Consider the following 25485-nt stretch of genomic DNA (forward strand, 5'->3'; position numbering starts at 1 on the left):
CTACCGCCCACGCTCCTAGGCCGAGCCACTTATGAAAGCCCCAATGGTTGAGCTGGTTGATCAGGTTGCTCCGCAAAGGCTCGCCACTGAACGCGCCGACGCTCTTGGCGGCCTGGATCGCTTCCGTGCTGGGCTTGCCGGCCTGAAGCGCGCGCCGCGCCTCGTTGTTGGCATTGACCATCTGAGTGGGGCCCGGCGTGATCCCGACCAGAACGATCCGCGCACTGGGGTTGATGTACTCGAACGGCGCGTAATAGATCTGCACGTCGCCGCTTGAGTCCATCAACAGGCGCGGATCGCGCACCACCGGAGGCGTCGACCCACAAAGAATCGGCGCGTACTTTTCGATCAAGTCTGTTTTTATTGTTTGATGTGTCCTGGTCTACGACTGGTCCGCCAGCCGGCTGGAATCAGTCCGAAGCCCACAGTCGCTCGTCATCTTGGGTCGCGGCCCAGAAGTCGTCGAACAGGGCCAGCTTGGCTTCGTCCTTGGTTGCGTAGGTCTTGGTGCTGAACCGGCTCCCGATCCGGTAGCCCCACCGCTTGAACTTGTTCATATGGACACCGAGGTTGTGCCCATCGACGTTTAGAAAGCTGTTCCCCTTGGCGGACACCCGCCACTTGCGCTGCAGCCATCGGGTCCGGCGCGCTGCTCGGTTGCGCAACTTGGCCTCACGCCGTTTCGGCCCCTCGTAGTCCCCGCTCATTTTCTCGGCGCAGACGCACCCGACGTCGAAGTTCTCGTCCAGATCCGGATGCTCCATGATGTGGACGTAGCGGATCTTCTCGTTGCCGCACATCTGGCAGGTCGCGTAATCGGTTTCGTCCGCCGACTCGCCGTCGGCCCGCAGGTCGACCACGTCCACGCAGTGCCATCCTTTGTGGGGCACCCTCGGCTGATCCCATCGATTTCCGCTCACGACTGACTTCCCTAATCCTGAGTCATCGAATACTTGCCTGTATGGCATTCCACGCCACATCCCAGCGTATCCGCTCCTGTTCGAGGCGGACTTGTTGACCACAGGCATTTCCCTTGATTGACTGATAGAGCTTTTGTTCGGTACTGGTGAGTAGTGGGAGCTCTGTGGAAGAGTGCTGATCTTTCTCTTCGACCCATAAATCACGATGACTCATCAGCGTTGACTCATCCATAAGCACAGTTCTCAGGCTAGGGATGTATGTTCTGGCTCGATTCAGAATGGCAAAGCCATGCGTATCAATGTCACCCCAGTAGATGCATTGCGCCTGTTGTAGCCATGGAAGCTGTTCCAAAACGTCAACCGCGTAACCCAGGCGCATGATCACAACCGCCCCTGGCAGGTCATCAAACGCAAGCCCAGTTTGAAGGTTCTCAACAACGAATACATTCTTTGGTCGAATGCCAACGCTTGCCACTTCCTCACAAGGAGCAGAGATATCGCCAAGACCGCCCAAACGGGCTCTCAGTTCTGGGTCTAGAACGCGCATGCGTATTAACTGCGGCTGTGCCCTCAAACCGCAGCGCCTAAAGAAGTCGCGCTCTCCTGTCGGGTCACCCTGGAGCGTCGCAACCAAGTCAGAGATGAGACCCTTTCTAGAATCCAGCCATTTGCTGTCGGCGCCGGCGATCGGAATTTGTCGCGGGTAGAGATTCGATTTCGGATTGAGATTGATCCACCCCAGCATCTCTGCCAGCCGACGAAAATCGGCATCGCCGTAGTCAGCGAGGACATCAAAATATCTCGGCAACTGCTGCGCCAGTACCGGCCAGCGAGCAGTGAGCGTCTGATAGCGAGATTGGGCACGGGCCCACCGTGCAGATTCTCCGATCCACAAGGCAACATCTTCAGGGCTTCGTAGCGCCAGTTTCTCTGGCAGTCGCTGGACGCCGAGCGCTTTCCACCGGCGCTCACACCAGGACAGGGTGCCGACTCCTTGCCAACCTTGCCATGCGCTCACCCAAGCGCGAACGCCGTCGACTTGCCTCAGCGCAGCCTGTTCCGTCGGTATGCTGAGCGGAACTTCCAGCGGCCATTGGCTCTCGCCAACCTCGCCAATCAGCCACTCGCGTTGTTTGCTTTGAAAGCGACGGACGAGAAACTGTCGGACATCTTCAGGAAGCTTCAACGCTAGCCTCCTCTCGAGCATGCTCCGGCAGCTTCAACCGCTGACGGTCACCGTCGTACTCGATCAGCAGGACGCCTGACACTCGCCGGTCACTGATATCTACGAAGCAGGCGCCACCGATGAATGGTTCGAGGGTCATGACGGACTTCAGCGGCGTAGCGACGACCATTTGAAATCCGAAATTGGTAAAGATGTTCATCGCCAAAGTGGTGAACTCGTTGTCAGCCTTGTCGAATGCCTCATCAAGCACGACGGGTGCATACATCGGTACGCCGTGCTCGTTTCCGCCCAGTTGATACCGCAGGGCTGCGGCCAAGCACGTGGTGGCTAACTTCTGGCGCTGGCCTCCAGACTTACCCGCACCGCTTCGGTAGATCTCGACCTCGACACCTCCTTCATCGATCTCCCGTCCGATGAACTCAACATGCTGTCGAACGTCGAGCACAGTCTCGCGCCAGCGTTTTTGCTCGGGGTCCTGACTGGCGAGTCGATCAACAAGTCGGCGCAGGGCCAGGAACCGCGCCTCGGCAAACTCGTGGTCCTCCGTCCACGCATGGCTAAGTGCCTGCTGGATTTCCTGCTTGAACTCCTTGACGTCAGCAAGTTGCCGGTCACTGGCGTCGATGTGGAGATAGGTGCGTTGATTGACGCTTTGGTTGAACGGCACCTGGCCAAGACTGTCGTTGACCAGATCCATTCGTTCTAGGATGGCTTTACGAGCGTCGTTCAGGTAGGTGGAGAGTGCTGCTAGATTCTGGTGGCTTTGGTTCTGCAACAGTTCGAAGAATCGCTGCTCGTAGGCGGGCAGGCCATCCGTTTCCAGTCGAACCAACTTGGCGAAAAAGTCTGGTGCGCTGGCGAGGCTCGTGTCCATGTCGCCAGCGTCCATAGGCCACTGCCGTTTGAATGCGGCGAAGCGCGCTTCTATTTCCTTCTCGCAATCGCCGATCTCATCTTTGATCTCACTGATTTCTGTGTTGAGACCTCTCTCAACAGCGGTTGCTACCTTGTCGAGGCTTTCGAGCCTGATCGCGTCTGACTGCTTGGTGAAACGTTCGTCGAGTCCCTTGATCTGATGGGGAGTCAATGGAACCCGGAAAGCATCTTGGAGGAGGGATTCAAGCTTCTGCGTGCTATCGTTGATCTGCTTGAGAACGGAGTCATGCGCGACCTTGGCTTCGCGGAGGTCCTCGTCTGCTTGATCAACCGAGTGCTTTTGCTTGTCGATCCGCTCACTGATATGCAGTAAGGCTGTATTGCCTTCCCGCGCTTCGCGAATCTGCCGCTCGATGGTGGAAATGCGGTCTAGCAACGGTATTACATCGATTTCCTGCCACTGGAGATTCACCAAGGTCTGGCACTGCATCGCTCGGGTCGCACGATTCTTGTCTTGGTCGGCGAGGGTTTCGATTTCTCGCCCGAGGCGCGTAATCGTCGCAGCCAGCTCCCGGGCCTGGGCTTGAAAGAGCCCAAGCTTCTCGCGGTTATCGAACCCGAGCACCCAGTTTCGTCGGTCGCCGACACTTCTCCGGTCGTCCTTCTCATGCCGGGTTTTGCTGTGCTTGACCTGCCCCTCGCGGGTGATGGCTCGATCAGCGCTCCTGAACGACTGAATGGACTCGACGCACGCGTAATCGAAGCGTTGCCGTAGCTCGGCCTGCAGCCAATCGGCATACGTACCCTCCTTGACGTTCAGCTTGAGGACGAGTGAATTGGCACCAATGGGCTTGGCCTGCCACGTCTCCGGCCGGCCAGTCCGGTAATACACCAGGCGCTGCCCAAGGTGGGTGTTGTTGATGTGATTGGCCAACGCCGAATACTGGCGCTCGTCCACCAAGAGTGAGAGCGCAAATCCGTGCAGTACGCGCTCGATGGCACCTTGCCACTCGGCCTCGTCAGGCTTTACCTCGATGAGTTCGCCAACAAAGGGCAGCGCCGACTCCGAGATCCCGATGCCTGAGGCGATGTCTCGGCGCATTTCCAGCATATCGGCTGAAATATTCGATGGTTGGCGCTGGAGTGCCTGCACCTCCTTCACCGCTTGCGAAAATGCGGTTTCGGCGTCCTTCTTTTGAGCTGCCAAGCGGAACTGTTCTTCGCGGTTCTCGCTGCTACGTTGCTCCCAGTTTTCGACTTCCTGCCGCGCGTTGCCCAACAGCTCAGCGAATTCCTGAGGCGAGTCCGGGAGGCTCCAGCCAAGCTTCTTGCATGCTTCTTCAGCCTGGCCGCGTTTGCGCAGACGATCCGTGCGCTGGCCTTCTAGACCAGATTTCTCTGCCTCCCATTGCTCGATCTGATCACCGCCGGCTTCACGGTGCTGTCGCTCCAGATCGCGCAAGGTTGTGGCGTGGTTATCCAGGATGCTCTGGCGTCGACTAACTTCACCTTCCGAGCCGCTGGCTTGCACCTCCAGGGACTCGATATGCCGCTTGAGGAGTTCAACGCGGCGGGTTTCCCGGTAGCCATCAACGCCCAGCCGAAGCTCATCCAGGCCATTGCGCTGCAGCATCAACGAATCTCTCCGCTGATACTGCTCCCGCGCTGGCGCAAGTGTTTGAACCTGCTCGCGAGCTGTCACTACCGCCTGGTGGGCCGCATTGAGTTCGCCAAATTCGCTGACCAAGCGATCGGCCACCTCGAAGGTTTCTGGCTTGTCCAGCATGAAATCGCGCAGGAAGGTATTGAGATCGCCGAGATTTTTGGCCGACTGTGTTTTGTGCAGCAAACGCAGCGCCATTTCGCTCTCGATACCGAGCAAGCGGGAGAATCGTTCGCAATAGGGACGAAACTCGTCGCGGGCGAACGCCTCGGGGAATGACTGCTTGAGCTTTCGGATGTCGAAGTTGGATTGGCCGAAGTCCTCCAACTCGCGCAGGTCAAAGGCCCGCTCCAGGACAAGGTAGTGGCGTTTGACGTCGGTGTTTCCATTTGCATTACCACGCAGCCAAAACACTTGAACAAGCACCACAAACTGGCCCAATGCGTTCTGGTAAGTCAGTGCCAAGGCTGACCACGTTGTCCCCGAGCGCAAGTAACGGGTGGCGATCTCACCTGAATCTCCATCCTTCTGTTCGGCCCATGCACCACGTACGTAGGAGACGAGGTTTCGGTCACGACCGCTGCGGTCAGCCTCGCGCGCGGCAGCGTTGAAGTCGATCCAGCGAGGTGGCACCAGCAACGCCGAAAAAGCGTCGAGAAGAGTCGATTTCCCAGCCCCCGATCGACCGACAAACAGAAAGCCTCGTTCGCTGATCGGTACGTCATGCAGGCCAGAAAAAGTGCCCCAGTTGTAGACCTGCAGGCGAGTCATCCGGAACTGTTCCCGGGCGAACAAGGAGGCGGTTTGGGGTTCCGAGATCATTGGTCGGCCTCCTCATCAGGCTCAGTCTGAACCAGTTGCCCTGGCGTCTCTCCGGCAGCCATGCGCTGATACAAGTGGGTAAGAGCTTGTATTTCCTCTGCTGAGAAGAGGAGCTTCAACGTGGGTGAAATTTCGAAGCGATCCTCACTCGAGCGAATTTTCTGGAGGATGCTGTGCTTCTTGATCTTCTCGATGGATGCATGAACCCGTTTCGCGAATCCCGCGCGGTCGGTGTTGGAAGCTCGCTCATAGAGGGTAAGAAACTCCATCATCTCGTCCGTCGATACCACGGCACGATCGCCCTGCGAGTCCGCCTGGGTCAATCGCTGGCGAAGGTGGAGCAGCAGAATGGAGTCAATGAAGGTCAGCTGCGCGCGACGCAGCAGAAGTGGCACTTCGAGGTCGCCGGTATCTGCCTGGCGGGTGAAGGCAACTTGTACGTCCCGGTCGATGACTAGTTCGAGAAACAGTTCGGCAAGGCGCCGACGTATCACCGCTTCGTCTCGCACTAGTATCGGCCAGAGTTTTGGATGTCGACGTCCGTCGAGCGAAGGTCCCGCAAGTAGCTGCACCAGGGCGCGCCGGGTATCCAGCGCCAACTCGCCGCTGTCACCCATGAAAAGATGGGCGGCAGATTCCTGCGCAGGATCTGGTGCTTGTACTTTGGCTGGCATCGCCGTTTCGTCGTTCTCAGACCAGTTCATTGGCCCGCTCCCTCAAAAAGAAGATCTTTGGAATTCGGGCGTTACGACGCTCGTCGTCGCCGCCAACCCAGCCTACGGTTTCGCTATGGTCGGCTTTGAAACCATGCCGACTGCCCAATGCAAGCAGGCCGACGACGCTGCCCAAACCCTGTGCAGCGGGGAACTGCTCCAGCACTTCAGCAATGGATGCCTGAGACCGTTGCTCCAGGACAGCCAGGACGTTGGCCTTCAATGTTCGGAAGTCGATCTCGGATTGGGCGACCAGTTCGCTGACAGACTCCAGGTCGATTGGTGGGGCGTCACCTTCCGCCATTTGACCGGGCAAGGCTTGTAGGGAGGGGTCGTACAGCACCCATTGAGACAAGGAGCGCAAACGGCTGCTCGTGAGCTCAAGCGTGTACTGTAGAGTTTCTGTGGCCCTGACTTCGTCCTTCAGAGCGAGTGCTGCTCGCTGAGCGTCTTTCAGAAGGTGATTGAGTCGGCGTTGCTCGAGGTATTCACGGCTCTGGACGAAATGCTTCAGGCTGCGGGCAAACGTTTGGAGCACTTCGTGGACCATGCCGCCCTGCTCAAGAAGGGTTCGTGTCAGCCGAAGTAGGAATCGACGCTCCTTGGCTTCGAGCTGACCTACAAACTCCCGCGACATGACGCTATCGAGAGCCTGATCAAGTGTGGCGGCCTGCTGTGGGTCCGTTAGCAATCGCCAGAAAGCAGCGAAAGTTCTTCCCGCGTCGCTTTCTGAAATCAGGTCGATTCCGGCAAACAGCGAATCCAGCACGTCGCCCCGATTGCCATCGTTGTCCATGATGCGTTCACGGAGATCTCGATTTAGCTGATCGAACTGGTCGCGGACACGACGGAAATCACCCGCAAGATCGTCGGCCAGCGTGATGATTTCGCGCGTACGCTCCAACGCCGTTGTATGGGGCAGCACGCGCATCTGCCCCTTCTGGATGGCGTCTATCTCCTTGTCGATTCGGGCTTGCTCTGCCATGAGCCGGTCGATGCGGCGGAATTTATCGGTGTCGGTGTCCTCTGCAAGCCGGGCCAGCGCCTCGATAACAAGCGTCAGGCGGCTTTCGGTCGCGGCTGAGTGCGGCTGCTCCAGGCCAGAGACAAATCGGATGGCTTCGACGGAGGCCGTGGAGAGTTCATATTCCTCCTCTGAAGCCCCAGCCGGGAAGCGTCGCTCCAAGTACCCATCGGCAAGCCAGCTGGCGACATACGCTTGTGCGGTTTGGGGAAAGTCTTCGCCATGTGCGCGCAGCTCTTCCAGATCCCTTGCGATTCGTTCGTGAAAAATGGAGGCAGGAAGGCTCCGCTCGCTCTCGTAGAGATGGGCTTGGAGCAGGCCAATGACGGTAGGTCCAGTGTTCGAGGCAAGCAGGCGCCACAACGGTTGCGCCCGCATGCGCCGGTAGGTCGCGATGGCTTTGTCTGCTTTCACTCCCGTGCTCCAAAGTGGCGGGTCACTACCACGTAGTTATCACAATACGACGTACATGCAAATCAAAATAGAGGCATGGACAGATTCTAGGGCATACCATATACTTTCCGCAATAATCCGTACAAGCATTCGCTAACCCGAACGAGCCAGCCAGGATGTCGAACGAACAGCTTGCAGATCTAACCCAGCCACAACGCGACCGGCTCGCGTTCGTGGAGTTGCGCGTGCGCTTCATCGGGGAGATACGCCGTCAGGACTTGGTCACGCGGTTTGGCATCCAGTCCGCCGCCGCATCCAGGGATCTGGCGCTGTACAAGGAGTTGGCCCCGGGCAACATCGACTACGACCCCAAGGGCAAGTCCTACGTCCTGGGGCCGGACTTCCGGCCCGTCTTCGACTTTCCACCGGAGCGGGTGCTGTCGTGGCTGACCCAGGGCTTTGGCGATGGTGAGCCGATGCGGCTCAAGGCGTGGGTGGCCAGCGAGAGCCCGTCACGGCTCACGCATCCGGATCTGGATGTGCTGGCGAGCGTGACCCGGGCGATCCACCAGGAGTGTCCGCTCGGCATCGAGTACCACTCGATCTCCAGTGGCCGCACCGAGCGGGAGATCGTCCCGTTCGCGCTAATCGACAACGGCCTCCGTTGGCACGTCCGCGCCTTCGATAGGAAGTCGCAGGGGTTCCGGGATTTCGTCATCACCCGGATCAAGCGACCCGTGGTGCTCAAGGGCCAGCCAGTGGCACCCCACGAGATGAGCGATCAGGACATTCAGTGGACCCGGATCGTTGAGCTGGAGCTGGTGCCGCACCCAGATCAACCCCGGCCGGAGATCACCGAGATGGATTACGGCATGCGCGACGGCCTGCTGCGGATGAAGCTGCGTGCCGCCACGGCCGGATACATCCTGCGCAAATGGAGTGTCGACTGCTCCCCGGATCACAGCCTGCGTGGCCATGAGTACCGGCTTTGGTTGAAAGACCACCTCGCCATCTACGGTGTTCGCAATGCCGTGCTGGCTCCAGGGTATGCGGCGCCAGAAGCCACTGGAGCTGGAGCGGAATATGACTGAAATGCGGATGCCTCTGCCTTACGCCGTTTGCGTCGGTAGAACCAATGAAAAAAGAGAGATGAGATGAAGGAATCCTACCTACCGACATTACTGCAGATGAGGATGCTCGTCGGCTTCCTTGGCGAGCGTGCTCAGTGCGCCTGGTGGCCCACGGCGTTCTATGAGTCATCGAGCAAGCTCTTCCTGGAGCCGGTCTTCTCGAAAACGTCTCGCCTTGCTCAGTACCACGGTGTGCTGGAAGCAGCCAGGCGATTGCACGACGAGCATTTGAGTGTGGGTAGCTACCACCTGTTTCGGTTGCCCGAGGAGGTTGAGCAAGACCTGCACGCGACCGTGCAAAGCAGCGTGGGAGAAGAACTCGCCAGCCAGGCACCACAAAGCAAAGAGGCTGCACTGGATGCGTTGAAGCGATTGGCCGCCACAGGCGGTGCGTCCAGCGTCGGTCCAACGGCGGTCGGGGGCATCAAGGACCTCGATTCCACCGACACCCTGAAGGCTATCGCTGCGGCCTATCTATCGGCGTTCACACAGAACGCCAAAACTTATCCGTATCTGGTGGGGTGATCGTGGCCGACAACACGCCCTATACGACTCAGTTACAAGCAGGCCTTGGGCTCGTCAACGAGACCAAGACGCTGCTCGACCTGTGGTCGCCTGGCATGTCGGCGAACCAGTTGCATCAGGTCGCACTGGAATCGGGTCGATTTCCCACCGTTACCGCGCGCCGACTTCGCAACATCGTCGTCGAATGCTTCGCTCCACGCTATCTCGTGGCAGGTGGTGCACCAGCAGCACATCTCAAGCGGCTGTCCGCAACGATATCCACGGCTGACCTGACGCAGCTCATGCTCGTATTTACGAGTCGGGCCAACCCTATTCTTGGCGACTTCGTGCGCCACGTTTACTGGGCTCGATATGCCGGTGGATATACACAGATCACCAATGACGACGCTCGCACCTTTGTTGAGCGCGGCATCGATGACGGCAAGACCATCAAACGCTGGTCGGAAACCACTGTGCGGCGTGTCTCCGCCTATTTGACCGGATGCTGCGCCGACTACGGAATGCTTGAGCGCGGTTTGCGTTCGAGCCGTCGCATCCTGCCGTTCCGTATTTCACCATCCGTGGCCGCTTACTTGGCCTACGAACTGCACTTTTCCGGCGTCGGTGACAACGCTCTGCTGACGCACGAAGACTGGCAGTTATTTGGCCTGGCGCGCGAAGACGTGCTGGAGGAAATCAAACGACTCTCGCTGAAGGGGTTGCTCATCGTCCAGGCTGCTGGCGACGTGATCCGCATCAGCTGGAAACAACAAGACATGGAGGCGCTCTGCGATGTCCTCACTCAAAGCTGATTTCGACGAATTGCGCGAGCGCATCCGCCACGGGCGTGAGCTCGGTCATGCGAGCTTCGAGCCGATTTACTACCTCGTCTTCCCACCAGAGCAGATCCTCGAGGTGAAGCGGCAAACGCCCGCTTGGGTGGCCAAGCTGCATCAGGAAGGCTGGAACGTGTACACGTTCTCCATCGCTGAACAGATCTGGGCCCTGCTCAAAGACGACCCGTTCTGGTCGCTGTGCGTGATGGAGGACAAGTCCGCTCCGCTGGATTGGCCGCGTACCAACAAGGCGCTGGCGGACATTCTGACGGCGGATAACGGCCTACTGAAGCGACTGGAGGATGCCCTGCAGCCGCTCGAAGACCAGCAGAACGCGCTGCTGTTGGTAACGGATCTTGAGGCACTGCATCCGTTTATGCGCATCGGCGCCATCGAAAGCCAGCTCCAGGGCAAGTTTCACGTGCCGACGATTTTTCTGTACCCCGGCGTGCGAACCGGCAAGACACGCCTGAAGTTTCTCGGCTTCTACCCGGAAGACGGCAATTACCGCTCCGTCCACGTCGGCGGCTGAACAGACAAAAGAACCCTGGGACAAACCTATGACCATTCGCTCACTCTTCGACCCAAGCAAGGACATCTACCGGACCATCGAGAAGGTCATCACCTATGGCGCCTCGCAAGAAGGTCGCCTCAAGGCTGAGATCTCCGAGTACGTGGTCACCGAGAGCATTGAGGAGCAGTTCCGCAAGCTCCTCGATCGCATGCAGCTGGCGATGGAGTCCGGTGGCGAGAATGAAGTGGGCGTTTGGGTATCGGGCTTCTATGGTTCCGGTAAGAGCTCGTTCACCAAGTACCTCGGCCTGGCGTTCGATGATCAGCGCACCATCGACGGCACTCCGTTCATCAAGTACCTGCAGGATCGCCTGCACAAGCCGCAGACCAAGGCCCTCCTCAGCACCGTGGCGCAGCGCTTCCCGGCCGCCGTGGTCATGCTGGACCTGGCGAGTGAAATGCTCGCCGGCGCCACCATGGAAGACGTCTCCACCGTCCTCTACTTCAAGGTGCTGCAGTGGGCCGGCTACTCGCGCAACCTGAAGGTTGCCGCTTTTGAGCGCATGGTCGAGAAGGACGGTCGCACGCCCGAACTCCATGAGCGCATCGCCCAGGCGCTACCAGGTGCCACCTGGGCTCGCGTGCAGAACAACCCACTGGCCATCGATGGCTTGATCCCGAAGATCGCCCATGAGATGTACCCGGCACTCTTCCCGGAGGCCAAGTCATTCTCGTCCAGCACCGAAGGCTTCTTCCAGTTCGAAGACCAGCGCGTGCAAGAGATGATCGACATCGTCCGCGAGAAGAGTGGCAAGCAGAACATCATTTTCATCGTCGACGAAGTCGGCCAGTACGTGGCCTCGCGCGACAACCTGATCCTTAACCTCGATGGCCTGGCCAAGAACCTCAAGCGGCTCGGCGACGGCAAGGCCTGGATCATCTCCACCGCGCAGCAGACCCTTACCGAGGACGACCCGCGCGCAGCGCTGAACTCGGACAAGCTCTACAAGCTGAAAGATCGCTTCCCGATCCAGATCGACCTTGAATCGAGCGACATCAAGGAGATCTGCTACCGCCGCCTGCTCGGTAAGTCACCAGCTGGTGAGACTGAGCTCGGCAAGCTGTTCGAGGCCCACGGCCAGGCGCTGCGGCACAACACCAAGCTGCAAGACGCCAAGTATTACGACGCGGACTTCAGCAAAGAGAGTTTCACCAATCTCTACCCGTTCCTGCCGGCTCACTTCGACATCCTGCTGCACTTGCTGGGCGCCCTGGCCAAGTCCACTGGCGGCATCGGCCTGCGCTCTGCGATCAAGGTGATCCAGGACGTCCTGAAAGGCGAAGGCGGCTCCAAGGCAATGGCCGATCAGCCCGTAGGCTGGCTGGCCACCACCGTCACTCTTTATGACGAGCTGGAGAAGGACATTCGTCGCGCCTTCACGTCCATCCACCAGGCGGTTGGCAAAGTCCAGATTCGCTTCCCAGACTCGCAACTCCACCAGGACATCGCCAAGTCCGTCGCCGTTTTGCAGATTCTCGGCAACCTGCCGGTGTCGGCGCAGAACGTCGCCAGCCTGATGCACCCATCGATCACTGCGTCCTCGCAGCTCGATACGGTGCGCAAGGCTGTGGAAGAAATGTTGGGTGACGTTCATGTGCCGCTCGGTGAGAAGGACGGCAACCTCGTCTTCCTCAGCGAAAAGCTGCGGGACATCGAACAAGAGCGTGGCGCCATTGCGCTGCGCACCGTGGACGTGAAGCGCATCTTCAACGATGCCTTGCGTGAGTCCTTCGATCCGCTGCCCCGCGTCAGCCTCCACGGCACGATGGCCGTTGCTACGGGCCTGAAGGTCCAGGCCGGCAGCGCTATCACCAGCCTGGCCGGCGATCAGAGCACTATTCAAACTGTCGTGGAGTTGGTGCCCGCCAGCGACTACGACACAGCCAAGAACCGGATGCTGGATGACTCCCGTAGCCGTGCGGGCCGGAACGTCATCGGGCTATTGGCCCGCGCCAATTCCGAACTCGACGACCTGGCGAACGAAATCTATCGCTGCCAGCGCATTGCCGAACTGCATCGCAACGAGCCTGACCAAGAGGTCAAAGACTATTGCACCGGCCAGCTCGACCGTGCTGCCAAGCTGGCTACCCAGCTGCAGAGCAAGATCAAGCAAACCCTGCAAGCAGGCTCGTTTGTTTTCCGTGGCCAGGCTACGGCGGTGTCGGCGCTGGACGGCGACCTACTGGAAGCAGCCAAGAAGCTGCTCTCCGATGTGGCCGACCAAGTCTTCGACCGCTATGTCGAAGCCCCAGTACGCGCCGGCACGGACACCGCCGAGAAGTTCCTGAAAGTCGCCAACCCCGCTGCCATCAGCAGCGCGCTGGACCCGCTCGGCCTGGTGCAAACCGTGGCAGGTCGCGCCTCCTTTAAGACCGACCACAAGGCGATGATCAGCATCCGCGACTACATCGACAAGCGCGGCACGGTCGATGGCAAGCGCCTGCTCGACGACTTCAGCAGCGACCCGTTCGGCTGGTCGCCGGACACCACGCGCTACATCGTCGCCGCCATGCTCATGGCCGGCGAGATCAAGCTCAAGGTCTCGGGACGCGAAGTCACGGCCGCTGGGCAGCAGGCAATCGATGCCCTGAAGACCAACAACTCCTTCAAGCAGATCGGTGTCGCCCTGCGCGACGAGCGTCCGTCTATCGAAACGCTCGGTCGCGCCGCAGAGCGACTCACCGAGCTGGTCGGTGACATGGTCATTCCGCTGGAGCAAGAAATCAGCAAGGCGGCGGCGAAGCACTTCCCGCGCTTCCAGCACGACTACGGCTCCCTGGCCGAAAAGCTCAGCGGCCTCGGGCTGGCGGGCAGTGACCGCATTCGCACCTTGAACCAGGACATTGCCGACGTCCTGTTCACAGACGCTTCCGACGCGCCTCAGCGGTTGGGCGCAGAAACATCCGCCATTTACGACAACCTCAAGTGGGCGCTCGAAGTAAAGCGCGTGCTCGACAACGGGCTCGACGCCACTTTGCGGGACTTGCAGGCCCATCGCCGTGACATCGAGGCCTTACCGGACACTGGAGTGCCTGGCGAACTGCGACGCGAACTGAGCGAAGACCTGGACACCCTGTCGGAGCGTTTGGGCAAAGAGGACTTCTACAAGCACACCGCCGACTTCAATTCGCAGCTCACGCACCTGAAGGGCCGGGTGCGCGATGCCGTCATCACCCTGTCTGAGCAGCAGAAGCTGCGCTTGAAGGAAGGCGTTGAGGACCTGCAGCGCATCCCCGAGTGGGAAGAGCTCACGCAAGAGGAGCGCGGCAATGCCGTCAACCGACTAGATGGCCTCGCCCTGGCAGCCACGCAGGACCTGGCCGGACTCAAAAAGCTCCTGGCCCGTGACTACGACATCAACAGCACCCTCGAAGATCTCAAGCGCTCGATTCAGCGCCAGGGCCAGGAACGTCTACGCCAGCGCATGGAAGAAGAGCGCGCCAAGACGGGTGATAAAGGACCGGCCAAGCTCACCAAGTCGATCGCGGTGCCCATGAAGGTGACTTCGGCTGCAGACATCGATTCGCTGATTCAGCAGCTCCACGAGATTAAGGCACAGATCGGCCTCTATGCAGAGATCGAAGTGACGTTCTCGGTTGGCAAGGGAGGCGATCAGTAAATGGCCTTCGACCAAACAACAAGAAACCGCCTACAGCGCTTCGTCAACGACGCGCGCCGTGTGCTGGAGGAGGAGTTCACCCGCCAGCTCCAGAACGACTACGGCATGGACCCGAATGCAGGCACCGTGGCGGAACTCACCAGCCTGCGCCATATCAATGACGCCCAGCGCGAATCTGCCCGCATTCTGCGCGATACCCTGGCGCACTACACCGCCAGCGGCGACATGAATGCCAGCCAGGGGCTGGACCGTATCGTCCGCGAGCAGGCCTTTACCGTGCTCAACCGCTTGGCGGCGCTGCGTATGGCCGAGGCGCGTGGCCTGCTGGTCGAGTCGGTGGGCAACGGCTTCCAAGCCAAGGGCTTTCAACTTTACGCGCGCCTGGCCGGCACTGGCCTGGGCGAAACCGGCGATGCCTACCGCACCTACCTGTTCAGTGTGTTCGATGAGCTGAGCCAGGACTTGCCTGGATTGTTCGATCGCTACTCGCCGCAGGGCCGCTTGTTCCCGCGCGAAGCCGCGCTGCTGCAAGTGCTCAACCTTATCAACGATGCCGACATCGCCCCGCTGTGGAGCGAGGACGAAACCATCGGCTGGATCTACCAGTACTTCAACTCGAAAGAAGAGCGCAAGGCGATGCGCGATGCGTCGCAGGCGCCGCGCAACAGTCGCGAGCTGGCTGTGCGCAACCAGTTCTTCACGCCGCGCTACGTGGTCGAGTTTCTGGTCGATAACACCCTGGGGCGACTGTGGTTCAACGCCACCGGCGGGGCCACCGGCCTGCGGGAGCGCTGCCAGTACCTGCTGGTGAAGCCGGAAGAGACGCCCGAAGCCGCCACCAAGCTGCGCGACTCGCGCACGCTGAAGCTGCTGGACCCGGCCTGCGGCTCCATGCACTTTGGCCTGTATGCCTTTGATCTGTTCGCCGAGATCTATCGCGAGGCCTGGGCCTGGGAGAAAGAACACGGCCCAGGCTCACTGGATGTTTCCACCCAGCCCCAGGCTGCGCTAAAGCCACTGAGCCAGACCTACGAAGATGAGGCGGCATTTCTGCGGGACGTGCCGCGTCTGATCATCGAGCACAATATCTATGGCGTAGACATCGACCCACGCGCCGCCCAGATCGCCTCGTTGGCGTTGTGGCTGCGGGCCCAGCGTGCCTGGCACGATGCCGGTGTCAAAGCCAAAGACCGCCCGCTGATTGGGCGGGGCCATGTGGTTGCCGCCATTGCGCCCCCGGCAGAGCGTGAGTTGCGCCAGCAGTTCGTGGCCAACCTCGATCAGCGCGACGCCGAGCTGTTCGAGAAGACCCTGCAATTGCTTAAGGGCCTGCCGGAGCTGGGTGTGCTGCTACAGGTCGAGCGCGAGCTGCCGCATTTGATCCGTCAGGTCTATGTGGGCAAAGGCACCGGCCTGTTTGCCCAACAGGAGCAAGAGAACTGGCAGCAGGCGGAGGCTCGTCTGCGCACGGCGCTCACTGAATTCGCCCAGGCAGCCAAGTCGGCGTATCAGGGGCGCCTGTTTGCATTGGATGCACTCGAAGGACTTCGATTAATCGATTTGATTCGGGAGAAATTCGACGTAACGGTAATGAATCCCCCTTTTGGGGCACCAACCGAAAACACGTACGAATACATTAGAAAGAACTACTCAGGCTTTCATAACGACATCTATGCAAGCTTTGTAGCAAGAGCGAACGAGTTGTCGAGCTCCGGGTTTGTGGGGTGCATATCTTCTCGCTCCTTTTTGATGTCCCCGCGCCTTGAGCAATTCCGTAGCAAAGTAATCCTCCCAAGGCTCATTTGCCTGGCAGATTTTGGCCTTGGAGTAATGGATGACGCTCACGTTGAAGCTGCCGCATATGTTCTTGGTCCAGTGGGCGATAGTGATTTTTCAGTCATCGACCTAAGAAAGGTGACTGAAAATCGTGAATCTGCGTTGAATGCAGCTATTGCATCCGAGGGGGCATCATTTTTCAGAAGGGAATGGTTTCTTGCCTTACCTCAATCGAAGATTCTTTATGCAGCGCCTGCGCGTGTAAGAGAGCTTCTATCGTCCGGTACGTACTTTGAGCCCGCTATTGGAACAGCGCGAGAAGGCATGAAGTCATTCGATAACTTCCGATTCATCCGCCTCTGGTGGGAGGTCGAGCCAGAGCGTATTGGGCGAGGAAAATCGTGGGAGCGGTTTAGTAAAGGCGGAGATTTTTCATACTTCTACCTTGATACGCATTTGCTTCTCAATTGGGCGAATGAGGGCGCTGAACTCAAGGAAATAAATCGTAGCCTCAACGGGTCCACCGCCCAAGTCCGGCAAGCATCTGACTACTGGTACATGCCTGGGGTGACATATTCAAAGCGTAGCGCAAAAGGTTTCAGTGCTAGGGTTTTGCCTGCGGATACCATTTTCACTAGCAATGGCCCGGCCGTACTTAGCACAAGCGAATTTTCTTCACTGTACTTGCTGGGTTGGATCAATAGTCGCTTGGTTCGAGGATTTATTCATCTCCAATCAAATTTCGGCGACTATTCGACTGGTTCGCTCAAGCGGCTGCCATGGGTTGTGCCAGGTGATGAAGTGGTTGCTCAAATTGAGAGCGCCTCGAAGGTCGCTGTAGACGCCTCGCTAACTTTTAGAATTAGTGCCCGTGAAATATCCCCCCGGTTTCTCGGGCCACATCTTTGCGAGTCATTGGCGGCAACAACAACTGCTCTACAGAATATGGCTTCCGAAGAGAGTAGATCTCACGATCGCGCGATTTCCATCGCAAGCGAACTCTTATCGAGCGAATATTCCATAGACGATCTAAGTTGGGCCGATGAGCTTCTTGGCGAACCTGTTGATGGAGATCGGGCGGGCGATGATGACGCTGATGGAGAATCAACAGATTATCATGATGTCTCTATCGAAGTAGTCGCTTCGACTATTCTTTCGTACGCAATTGGCTGCGTGTTTGGCCGATGGGATTTCGCTGAGCAGATTTCTCGAACCGCGAGCGAGGGAGGTCTGTCGATACCGGATGCATTTGCAGCCATCCCTAAATTTGCCCCCGGTCAAGCTGATATCCGTGCTGAGGTAAAAAGACTTCCAAACATCGCCAATGAACATCCTGACGTCGTGGAACTCGGCGGTATTTGCGAGTCGAGTTCTGATGCGAACAATCGCCTTGTTGAAAGGGTGAGACACCTCTTTGATGAGTTTTTCCATGGGAAATCTGGAGCATGGGAGAATGATCTCTGCGCTTCACTTCGAGTCCAAAAACTCGCCGATTACATACAAAGACCAAACGGATTCTTTTCTAAGCACTTGGCCCAGTATTCACTTAGCGGGAGACAGGCTCCGATCTATTGGCCACTGTCATCAGCTTCAGGTGATTACACGGTGTGGGTCTATTACCCCAGTCTCAGCAGCCAGACGCTGTACACCGCGGTCAACGACTTCGTCGAGCCCAAGCTTAAACAAGTTGGCGATGACGTGACGGCGCTGCGCAACAAGGGTTCGGCCCGCACTCGCGACGACGAGAAGCAGTTTGAGGCCCTGCAAGCCTTCGAACTGGAGTTGATCGAGCTGCGCGACACTTTGCTCAAGCTCGCACCCACCTACAAGCCCAATCACGACGATGGCGTGCAAATCAGCGCCGCACCGCTGTGGCCGCTGTTCCGGCACAAGCCCTGGCAGAAGGTGCTCAAGGACACATGGGCCAAGCTGGAGAAAGGCGACTACGACTGGGCGCACCTCGCCATGAACTACTGGCCCGATCGCGTTCGCGAGAAGTGTAAGACTGACAAGTCTCTGGCTATAGCGCATGGGCTGGAGGACCTCTACATCGAGCCCGAGGCCAAACCGAAGAAGGCGCGCGGCAAGAAGAATGCTGGGGGTGATGAATGAGTATTGCTGAATTTATCCGCGAGAGCGTGCTGCGGCCGCGCTTGAAGCAAGCTGGTGCCCTGGTGGTATACGACGCCGATAAGCGCTACCGCGGACAGTGTTTCGACTTGGCGGCCGACAAGGTGCGCGTGATCGACGCATCTGAAAGCAGCATTGAAAGCCGTGAGGCGGCATTGCGGGCGTTGCGCGAGGTGGGGCAACCCAAAGCACCGCTGGAAGGTGTGTTGATCTATGTGCCCACCAAGCGCCCCGAAACCGACGAGCAGAAGCAGGCTGACCCGTTCGCCCTGTACGCGGGATGCGGCGCGGTGTTTCCACAAGACGATGGCGACGAATACTTAAGCCTTTGCCTGCGCGCCCGGCCGGATCACGCTACCGAAATCCGCCGAGTGTTCGCCGGGTCTCCTTTAGGGCCGACCTTCGCGGTGATCGACGCGATCGGCGGTGGCGTGAGCTGGCCCCAGTTGCGAGCCACTCTGCGGGTGGAGTCTGGCCGCGAGATTCTCGCGGCACTGTTAGCCCCGAGTATCAGCCAGACCGAAGCATTGAAAGGGCAGGAAGGCTGGGTGCAGGAGGCACGCGATTTCCTCCGCGCCACCTTGGGGCTGAGCGTGAAGACGCGCGGCAAGACGTGGTCCGCGCTGGCGGATGAGCTGTGGCGCTATGTGCTGTTCAGCGAGTTCGTGTTCGATTTGCCGGTGGCGCTGCCGGACACCCTGAAGGGAGTGCCGCACGCACCGATGGAAGCGAGGCCCATCGTCGAGGATGTGTGCGACCGGTTGCGCAGCGACCCGAAATCACGCGCGGTGTACATCGAGCGGGCGGAAGCCATCGAGGCGGAGCTCAACCTGACCGATCTGTGCGGGGCGATTGAAGACCTGGGCGAGCGCGATACCTTCCCCTTCGAGGAGCGGACTTTCCTGCGCACGGCGATCAAGGGCATCGTCAGCGGCGACACCGATGCCACACGCCGGGTGCTGACCCGCCACAAGAGTTCGGTATGGCTGGGCAAGGGAGAAAGCCAGGCCCAATGGGAGTTGGTGCGCTCCGGGCTGAGTCTGGTGGAGGCCTGCGAAGACTTTGAACGCCAGTTGCCAGATCACGCCCGCTCTCAGGCGGAGCTGGTCGATTTTTATCTGGGCAGTCTGCGTGAAGCAGATCGCTTGCAGCGCGAGTTTGAGCAAGCCGCAGGCGACTTCCTCGACCAGCACGGGTTGATGCATGAAGTGATAAGCCAGGCTCGGGCGCGCTATCGGCGCTTGGCCGAAAAGGTCCAGGGCGTGTTCGTGAAGCACGTCGAGACCGCTGGTTGGCCACCCACTGGACGATTGGCCAACGCCGATGCCTTTGATCGACTGGTGGCAGATCGCCTCAAGGAAAGCGGGCGCAAGGTGGCCTACCTGATGGTGGACGCCCTGCGCTATGAGTTAGGTGTGGCTCTCGAAAAACTGCTGGCGGAGGATGGGCCGGTCGAACTGCAATCTGCCTATGCACAGCTGCCGACCATCACCCTGGTGGGTATGGCGAGCTTGCTGCCTGGTGCACGCACGGGCTTGACCCTGGCGCTGGAGAACGACTCACTCCTACCTAAGCTGGCGGGGGCGCCCGTGGGCAACGTCCCGCAGCGCATGAATGTGCTGGCCAAGCGGTATGGAGATCGCTTCGCCGAAATGCCGCTCAATGATTTTGTGCGTGGCAAGCCGAAAATCGCGGAGACCGTCGATCTGCTGGTGCTGCGCTCCACGGAAATCGACAGCCAACTGGAAAGCAACCCCGAGACAACGCTCGGGCTGATCCCTGGCACGTTGAAGCTGATCCGTGTCGCACTCCACAAGCTGCGCGGCATGGGCTTCAAGGAAGCGGTGATCGTCACAGACCATGGCTTCTTCCTGAACGCGCAAGCGGAGGCCGGCGATGTGTGCGTCAAGCCGCAGGGGAAGTGGCCCGTAAATGCGCACGACCGCATGATGCTCGGTGATGGCACGGCAGATGGACACAGCCTGGTCGTGAGCGCAGAGAAGGTAGGCATTCGGGGCGATTTCTCCCAAGTGGCGCTACCGCGCAGCATGGCGCCCTATCGCGCGGGGCATCTGTATTTCCACGGTGGGGCATCCCTGGCGGAGGCCGTTGTGCCGGTCCTGGTTGCGCGGCTGGATACCGCCGCCCATGCGGAATTGCGCAAGGTGGTGGTGGATCTGAGCTACAAGAACGGCGCCAAACGAATCACTACGCGATTGCCGGTCATCGAAGTGATACTGGTGGCCGACGACATGTTCTCGCAAGACATGAACGTGGAGATCCTGCTGGAAGCGCAGGACAGCAAGGGCAACGTAGTGGGAGAGCCGCGCCCAGGCGGGGATGTGAACCCTGCGACCAGAACCGTGACCCTGATGCCAGGGCAGCGCAAACAGATTGCACTGCGGATGGATGATGAGTTCAGAGGCAAGTTCTCGGTTAAGGCGCTTAACCCGACGACCCTGGCCGCCTACAGCAATCTGGCGCTTGAAACCGACTATACGGAATGAGCCCTATGGACGAACTCGACCAAAAACTAAACGCCACTTTTGACGGCAAAGTCCTTCGTAAGGACTTGCTGCATCGGATCAAAAAAGGCACCAACGTCCCGACGTTCGTCCTGGAGTTTCTGCTCGCCAAGTATTGCGCCAGCAATGACCAGGCAGAGATGGATGCCGGCATGGAGGCCGTGCTCTCGTCTCTGCAGGAGAACTACGTGCGGCCAGACGAGGCCAATGCCGCGCAGTCCAAGGTCGCCACCAAGGGCAAGCACCGGTTCATCGACAAGGTTCACGTTCGCTATGTCGAGAAAGAGAAGCGCCACTGGGCATCGCTAGAAAACTTCAATTCGCAACGTATCGCGATTGGCGAGAAGTTCTACCGTGACAACGACAGGCTGCTGGAAGGCGGCATTTGGGCCGAAGTCACCCTGGCGCACAACGACATCGATGAGGACGACTACGCGTTCTCCATCGAGGACCTGCGCCCAATTCAACTGACGCGCTTCGACTTCGACCGCTATGCAGAAGGCCGGGCAGCTTTCACTCGCGATGAGTGGATCGCAGCGGTTCTGCGCTCCGTCGGTTTGGAACCCAGCAAGCTCTCGAAACGCGTGCAGATGCATTTCATCGCCAGGCTGGCCGCGCTGGTGGAGCCCAATTACAACTACATCGAGCTGGGCCCACGCGGCACCGGCAAATCCTACTTTTTCAGCGAGTTTTCACCCTACGCCACCTTGATCTCGGGCGGCCAGGCGACCAAGGCAACGCTGTTCTACAACAACGCGCGCCGCAAGGTGGGCTTGGTCGGCTTCTGGGACACGGTCGCCTTTGACGAGGTCGGTGGAATCAAGGTGCGCGATCCGGACACCATCCAAATCATGAAGGACTTCATGGCCAACGGGCGCTTTTCGCGCGGGGCCGAAGTCATTGCCGATGCCAGCCTGAGTTTTGTCGGCAACATCGATGTGTCAGTGCAGCAGGTGGTCAACTCCAACGAGCACGACCTATTCCAACCACTTCCGCCAGAGCTCGACCTGGCCGTGATGGACCGTTTCGCCGCGTACATCCCAGGCTGGGAAATGCCGAAGAACAGCAGCGAGTTCCTGACCAGCAATTACGGGTTCATCACCGACTACCTAGCAGAAGCCTTCCACTATCAGTTCAAGCACACGAACCGGTATGAGGAGGTCAGTAAACGCATTCGACTCGGCAAGGCCATCGAAGGGCGCGACGAAAAAGGCATCAAGAAGACCGTCTGCGCATTCTTGAAGGTGCTGCACCCGAACGGCCCACCGACTGACGACGAGTTCGAAGAATATGTGGCCTACGCGACCGAGTGCCGGCGCCGCGTCAAGGAGCAGATGAACAAGCGCAAACCAGATGACGAGTTTGCGCGCATCAATCTGTCCTACTTCAAGGTCAGCGGCGAGGAGGTAGTGGTTTTCTGCCCGGAGTCGAAGGATGCGCCGGCAACACAAGAACCGGCTCGCCGTCGTTTGAGCCAGGCAGGTGAGCAGCCCAGCGAAACAGTCGAAGCACAGCCAGCCGTGCAGCCCGCGCCTATCGTTGCGGCAGAACCTTCAACGGCCCTGTCGCCGATTCCGCCAACACCACCAGTGGTTGCGCCACCAGCAGTGGAGCTCAAGGAGCAGCACTTCAGCATCCTTTATGGCGACACGGGTTACAGCTATGAATCGATCCTTGGCCCCTACTTGCAGGGCGCGAAGGCGGTCGTCATCGAAGACCCGTACATCCGGCTGCAGCACCAGATTCAGAACTTCGTGCGCTTCTGCGAAACGGTACTGAAGGCCGGTACCGTGAAGAAGATCAGCCTAATCACCGGCTACGACGACAAGACCCAGTTGGCTGACATCGCTGAGAAGCTCGACGAGCTGAAACAGAGTCTGCTGGAGCTGGATGTCGAACTGGAGGTAAAGCTCAACCCGAACATCCATGACCGCGAAATCCGTCTGGATAATGGCTGGGTCATCAAGATCGGGCGAGGACTGGACTTCTACCAGAAGCCTGGGGGGTGGTTCGAGGTGGGCGCGAACGATCTGAGCCTGCGCAAGTGCCTTGAAACGAAGGTGGATATCTTCCGAGCATGATGCAAACGACAGCCGCCAAACTGCCAGCCCGCAGAGTGAATGCGTAGAAGCGCATGGGCCGTATCGATATTGCTTTGTGGGATGCGCTTCGTGAATCCACCTGGGACACCTTGCTCCTAGGGAAATGGGATGGACGCCTCCCTTCTCACCAAGGTGAAGGTGACTGCTTAAGAGTGGACCCTCCGGGCCGACGGCATCAAAGTGCCCAAGGCGTGGTAGACCAGGGTCTCCACCAGGCAACCGGAGGGTCCGAGATGAACGTTACCAAGAACGTGGTCGGTGTGGACATCGCCAAGCGGGTATTCCAGGTGCACGAGGTCGATATGACGACGGGTGAAATCGTGAGCGTGCAACTCAAGCGCGAGAAATTCCTGAATCATTTCGTCAACCGGGCGGCATGCCTGATCGGCATGGAGGCATGCGGTGGCGCTCAGCACTGGGCGAGGCGACTGATCGCGCTGGGCCACATTGTCAAGCTGCTGCCGGCCAAACGGGTTCGACCCTTTGTCGGCGGGAACAAGAACGACGTGGCTGATGCGAGGGCGATCTGGACGGCGGTCCAGCAGCCAGGCATCAAAGCGGTCGCCGTGAAGACAGAAGCGCAGCAAGCAGTGCTGGCGATGCATCGGATGCGCCAGCAACTGGTGAAGTTTCGCACCGCCCAGATCAACGCGCTGCGCGGCTTGTTGACCGAGTACGGCGAGGTGATGCCGCAAGGCCGGCACGCGATAGCCAAGGCGCTGCCGGAAGTTCTGGCATGCCTGGCGGATCGGTTGCCAACGATGTTGATCGAGACCTTGCGCGAGCAGTTCGCACGGATCGGTCAGCTTGACGAGCAGGTAGCCGAAATCGAGAGGCGGCTGCAGATCTGGCAGCGGCAGGACGAAGCCTGTCGGCGCATCGCGGAGATCCCTGGCGTCGGCCTGCTAACCGCTACGGCAGCAGTGGCGACGATGGGCGACGCGAAAGCCTTCACATCCGGACGCGAGTTCGCGGCCTGGCTGGGTCTGGTACCTCGTCAGGTCGGAACCGGCGGTCGGGTCAAGCTGTTGGGCATCAGCAAGCGCGGAGATACCTATCTGCGTACGTTGCTGATCCACGGCGCCCGCGTGGTGTTGGCGCGCAGCAAAGAGCCATCCGAGTGGGCCATGAATCTGGCTAAGCGGCGCCCGGTCAACGTGGCGGTGGTAGCCATGGCCAACAAGACGGCACGCACGCTGTGGGCACTCTTGGCTCATCAGCGAGCGTACCAACCCGGGTATGTGAGTCAGCCGGCGTAAGTCGGCGGCACACGCGACTTCCACTTCAACCCAAGGAGGGTCTGCTGAAAAGTTGCGCAAGGTACGTGAAGAAGTGATGGCAAACAGGTCGGACCGTGATCCGCCAAGCCTGATCAGAGTTTAGGGTTTTGAGCCCTTTAGGGAAATGAGGCACGGGTCAGCGAATTCCATCAGGGCCAGCAGGTATCTGACCTGCATCAAAGGCCGGATATAAAACTGCAGTCGTTTCCTGTTCCGACATCACCTCAAAGTGGACTTTGCCAAACGGGAGGCGTCCATATAAAACTCTGATTTTGCCCCGCGGTCGAAGCGAAGCCCCCGCCGACAGAGTGTAGAAGATGCCCGAGCAGCTGACCTTGGCCACCCAGGCCGATGGTGGATTCGAGACCCATCGCAAGCCGACGCGGCGCGATGTGTTTCTGACCGAGATGGACAAGGTGGTGCCGTGGGCCGAGCTGTGCGCGGTGATCGAGCCGTTCTATCCGAAGGCACGCGCCGAAGGCGGGCGCCGCCCGGTGGGTCTGGAGCGCATGTTGCGCATCCACTTCCTGCAGCAGTGGTATGCGCTGTCCGATCCGGCGGTGGAGGAAGCGCTGTACGACTCCGCGTCGATGCGGCGATTCGTGGGGATTGATCTGGGACGCGAGCCGGCGCCGGACGAAACGACGGTATGCAAGTTCCGCCACCTGCTGGAGAAGCACGGGCTGGCCAAAGAGCTGTTCAAGGCGGTGAACCGGCATCTGCACGACAAGGGGCTGAAGCTCTCGCAGGGCACGATCGTGGACGCGACCATCCTTGGCGCGCCGTCCTCGACGAAGAATCGGGACAAGGCGCGTGATCCGGAAATGCACCAGACGAAGAAGGGCAACCAGTGGTATTTCGGCATGAAGGCGCATATCGGCGTGGATGAGGCCACCGGCCTGGTCCACAGCGTGGTGACGACGGCGGCGAACGTGGGCGATGTCACCCAGGTGCGAGACCTGCTGCACGGCAAAGAGAACGTCGTGTTTGGCGACGCCGGCTACACGGGGGCGGAGAAACACGCGCCAGCCAAGCGTGGGCGGAAGTGGCATATCGCGGCCAAGCGCAGCAAGGTCAAGGCGATTGAGGATGAGGTCCTGCGTGATCTGACCGAGCAGGTCGAACATCTCAAGGCCTCGATCCGCGCCGTGGTTGAGCATCCGTTCCGGGTGATCAAGCGGCAGTTTGGTCATGTGAAGGCACGCTATCGCGGCTTGGCCAAAAACGGCGCGCAGGTGCTGACGCTATTCGCGCTGGGCAACCTGTGGATGGTCCGCAAGCACCTGCTGGCCACGACAGGATAAGTGCGCCCGCCGAGCGCGCTGCCGCGCTGAAACGCGGCAAATCAGGGGGGCGAAGTCGCCCAACGATGCGGTGTTTATCTGTCGTCCGACAACAGACGACGAAGAACA

General features: G+C 59.3%; 16 protein-coding genes. 10 read left to right on the plus strand and 6 right to left on the minus strand.

The window, feature by feature from the left end:
- The 6 genes from ACH65_RS08895 to ACH65_RS08915 form a co-directional block, all read right to left on the minus strand.
- Positions 1–352, minus strand: a 352-nt coding sequence (locus ACH65_RS08895) for a hypothetical protein (protein WP_202594173.1), incomplete at its 3' end; no start/stop codon positions are given.
- 58 nt (positions 353–410) lie between these two features.
- Complete coding sequence (locus tag ACH65_RS08900) at positions 411–866, minus strand: hypothetical protein (RefSeq protein ID WP_202594174.1); 456 nt, start codon at positions 864–866, stop codon at positions 411–413.
- A 76-nt stretch (positions 867–942) separates the two neighbouring features.
- A complete protein-coding gene (locus ACH65_RS18925) occupies positions 943–2106 on the minus strand; it encodes a Wadjet anti-phage system protein JetD domain-containing protein (protein WP_082190222.1) in 1164 nt (387 codons plus the stop codon).
- On the minus strand, positions 2093–5467 hold the full coding sequence (locus ACH65_RS08905; RefSeq protein ID WP_049622241.1) for an ATP-binding protein: 3375 nt from the start codon (positions 5465–5467) through the stop codon (positions 2093–2095). Before ACH65_RS08905 ends, ACH65_RS18925 begins: the two co-directional genes overlap by 14 nt.
- Complete coding sequence (locus tag ACH65_RS08910) at positions 5464–6171, minus strand: DUF4194 domain-containing protein (protein ID WP_049622242.1); 708 nt, start codon at positions 6169–6171, stop codon at positions 5464–5466. The genes ACH65_RS08905 and ACH65_RS08910 overlap by 4 nt, the downstream gene beginning before the upstream one ends.
- Entirely contained in the window at positions 6158–7618 is a 1461-nt protein-coding gene (locus tag ACH65_RS08915; RefSeq protein WP_049622243.1) for a DUF3375 domain-containing protein, read from the minus strand. The genes ACH65_RS08910 and ACH65_RS08915 overlap by 14 nt, the downstream gene beginning before the upstream one ends.
- A gap of 155 nt (positions 7619–7773) precedes the next feature.
- Between ACH65_RS08915 and ACH65_RS08920 the strand changes: the two genes are divergently transcribed.
- From ACH65_RS08920 to ACH65_RS08980, 10 genes are all read left to right on the plus strand, one after another.
- Positions 7774–8688 carry a helix-turn-helix transcriptional regulator gene (locus tag ACH65_RS08920; protein ID WP_049622244.1) on the plus strand — a complete coding sequence of 305 codons (915 nt, stop codon included), beginning with the start codon at positions 7774–7776 and terminating at the stop codon, positions 8686–8688.
- A 63-nt stretch (positions 8689–8751) separates the two neighbouring features.
- Complete coding sequence (locus tag ACH65_RS08925; RefSeq protein WP_049622245.1) at positions 8752–9252, plus strand: BrxE family protein; 501 nt, start codon at positions 8752–8754, stop codon at positions 9250–9252.
- A 2-nt stretch (positions 9253–9254) separates the two neighbouring features.
- On the plus strand, positions 9255–10043 hold the full coding sequence (locus ACH65_RS08930) for a DUF1819 family protein (protein ID WP_049622257.1): 789 nt from the start codon (positions 9255–9257) through the stop codon (positions 10041–10043).
- Positions 10024–10599, plus strand: a complete 576-nt coding sequence (locus ACH65_RS08935) for a BREX protein BrxB domain-containing protein (protein WP_049622246.1) — start codon at positions 10024–10026, stop codon at positions 10597–10599. The genes ACH65_RS08930 and ACH65_RS08935 overlap by 20 nt, the downstream gene beginning before the upstream one ends.
- A 28-nt stretch (positions 10600–10627) precedes the next feature.
- Positions 10628–14260: a BREX system P-loop protein BrxC gene (gene brxC / locus ACH65_RS08940; protein WP_049622247.1), complete on the plus strand. Its 3633-nt coding sequence runs from the start codon at positions 10628–10630 to the stop codon at positions 14258–14260.
- Positions 14261–18148, plus strand: a complete 3888-nt coding sequence (gene pglX, locus ACH65_RS19775; RefSeq protein ID WP_153242536.1) for a BREX-1 system adenine-specific DNA-methyltransferase PglX — start codon at positions 14261–14263, stop codon at positions 18146–18148. It abuts the gene before it with no gap.
- Complete coding sequence (locus ACH65_RS08965; RefSeq protein WP_049622252.1) at positions 18145–20673, plus strand: PglZ domain-containing protein; 2529 nt, start codon at positions 18145–18147, stop codon at positions 20671–20673. Before pglX ends, ACH65_RS08965 begins: the two co-directional genes overlap by 4 nt.
- Before the next feature lie 5 nt (positions 20674–20678).
- A complete protein-coding gene (brxL, locus tag ACH65_RS08970) occupies positions 20679–22772 on the plus strand; it encodes a BREX system Lon protease-like protein BrxL (RefSeq protein ID WP_049622253.1) in 2094 nt (697 codons plus the stop codon).
- A 254-nt stretch (positions 22773–23026) separates the two neighbouring features.
- Positions 23027–24052 (plus strand): IS110 family RNA-guided transposase, encoded by a 1026-nt coding sequence (locus ACH65_RS08975; protein ID WP_049622254.1) that lies wholly within the window; start codon positions 23027–23029, stop codon positions 24050–24052.
- A 338-nt stretch (positions 24053–24390) separates the two neighbouring features.
- Positions 24391–25377, plus strand: a complete 987-nt coding sequence (locus tag ACH65_RS08980; RefSeq protein WP_049622255.1) for an IS5 family transposase — start codon at positions 24391–24393, stop codon at positions 25375–25377.
- The last annotated feature ends 108 nt before the right edge of the window (positions 25378–25485 follow it).

The organism is Frateuria defendens (genome assembly GCF_001182895.1).
GTDB lineage: Bacteria > Pseudomonadota > Gammaproteobacteria > Xanthomonadales > Rhodanobacteraceae > Frateuria_B > Frateuria_B defendens.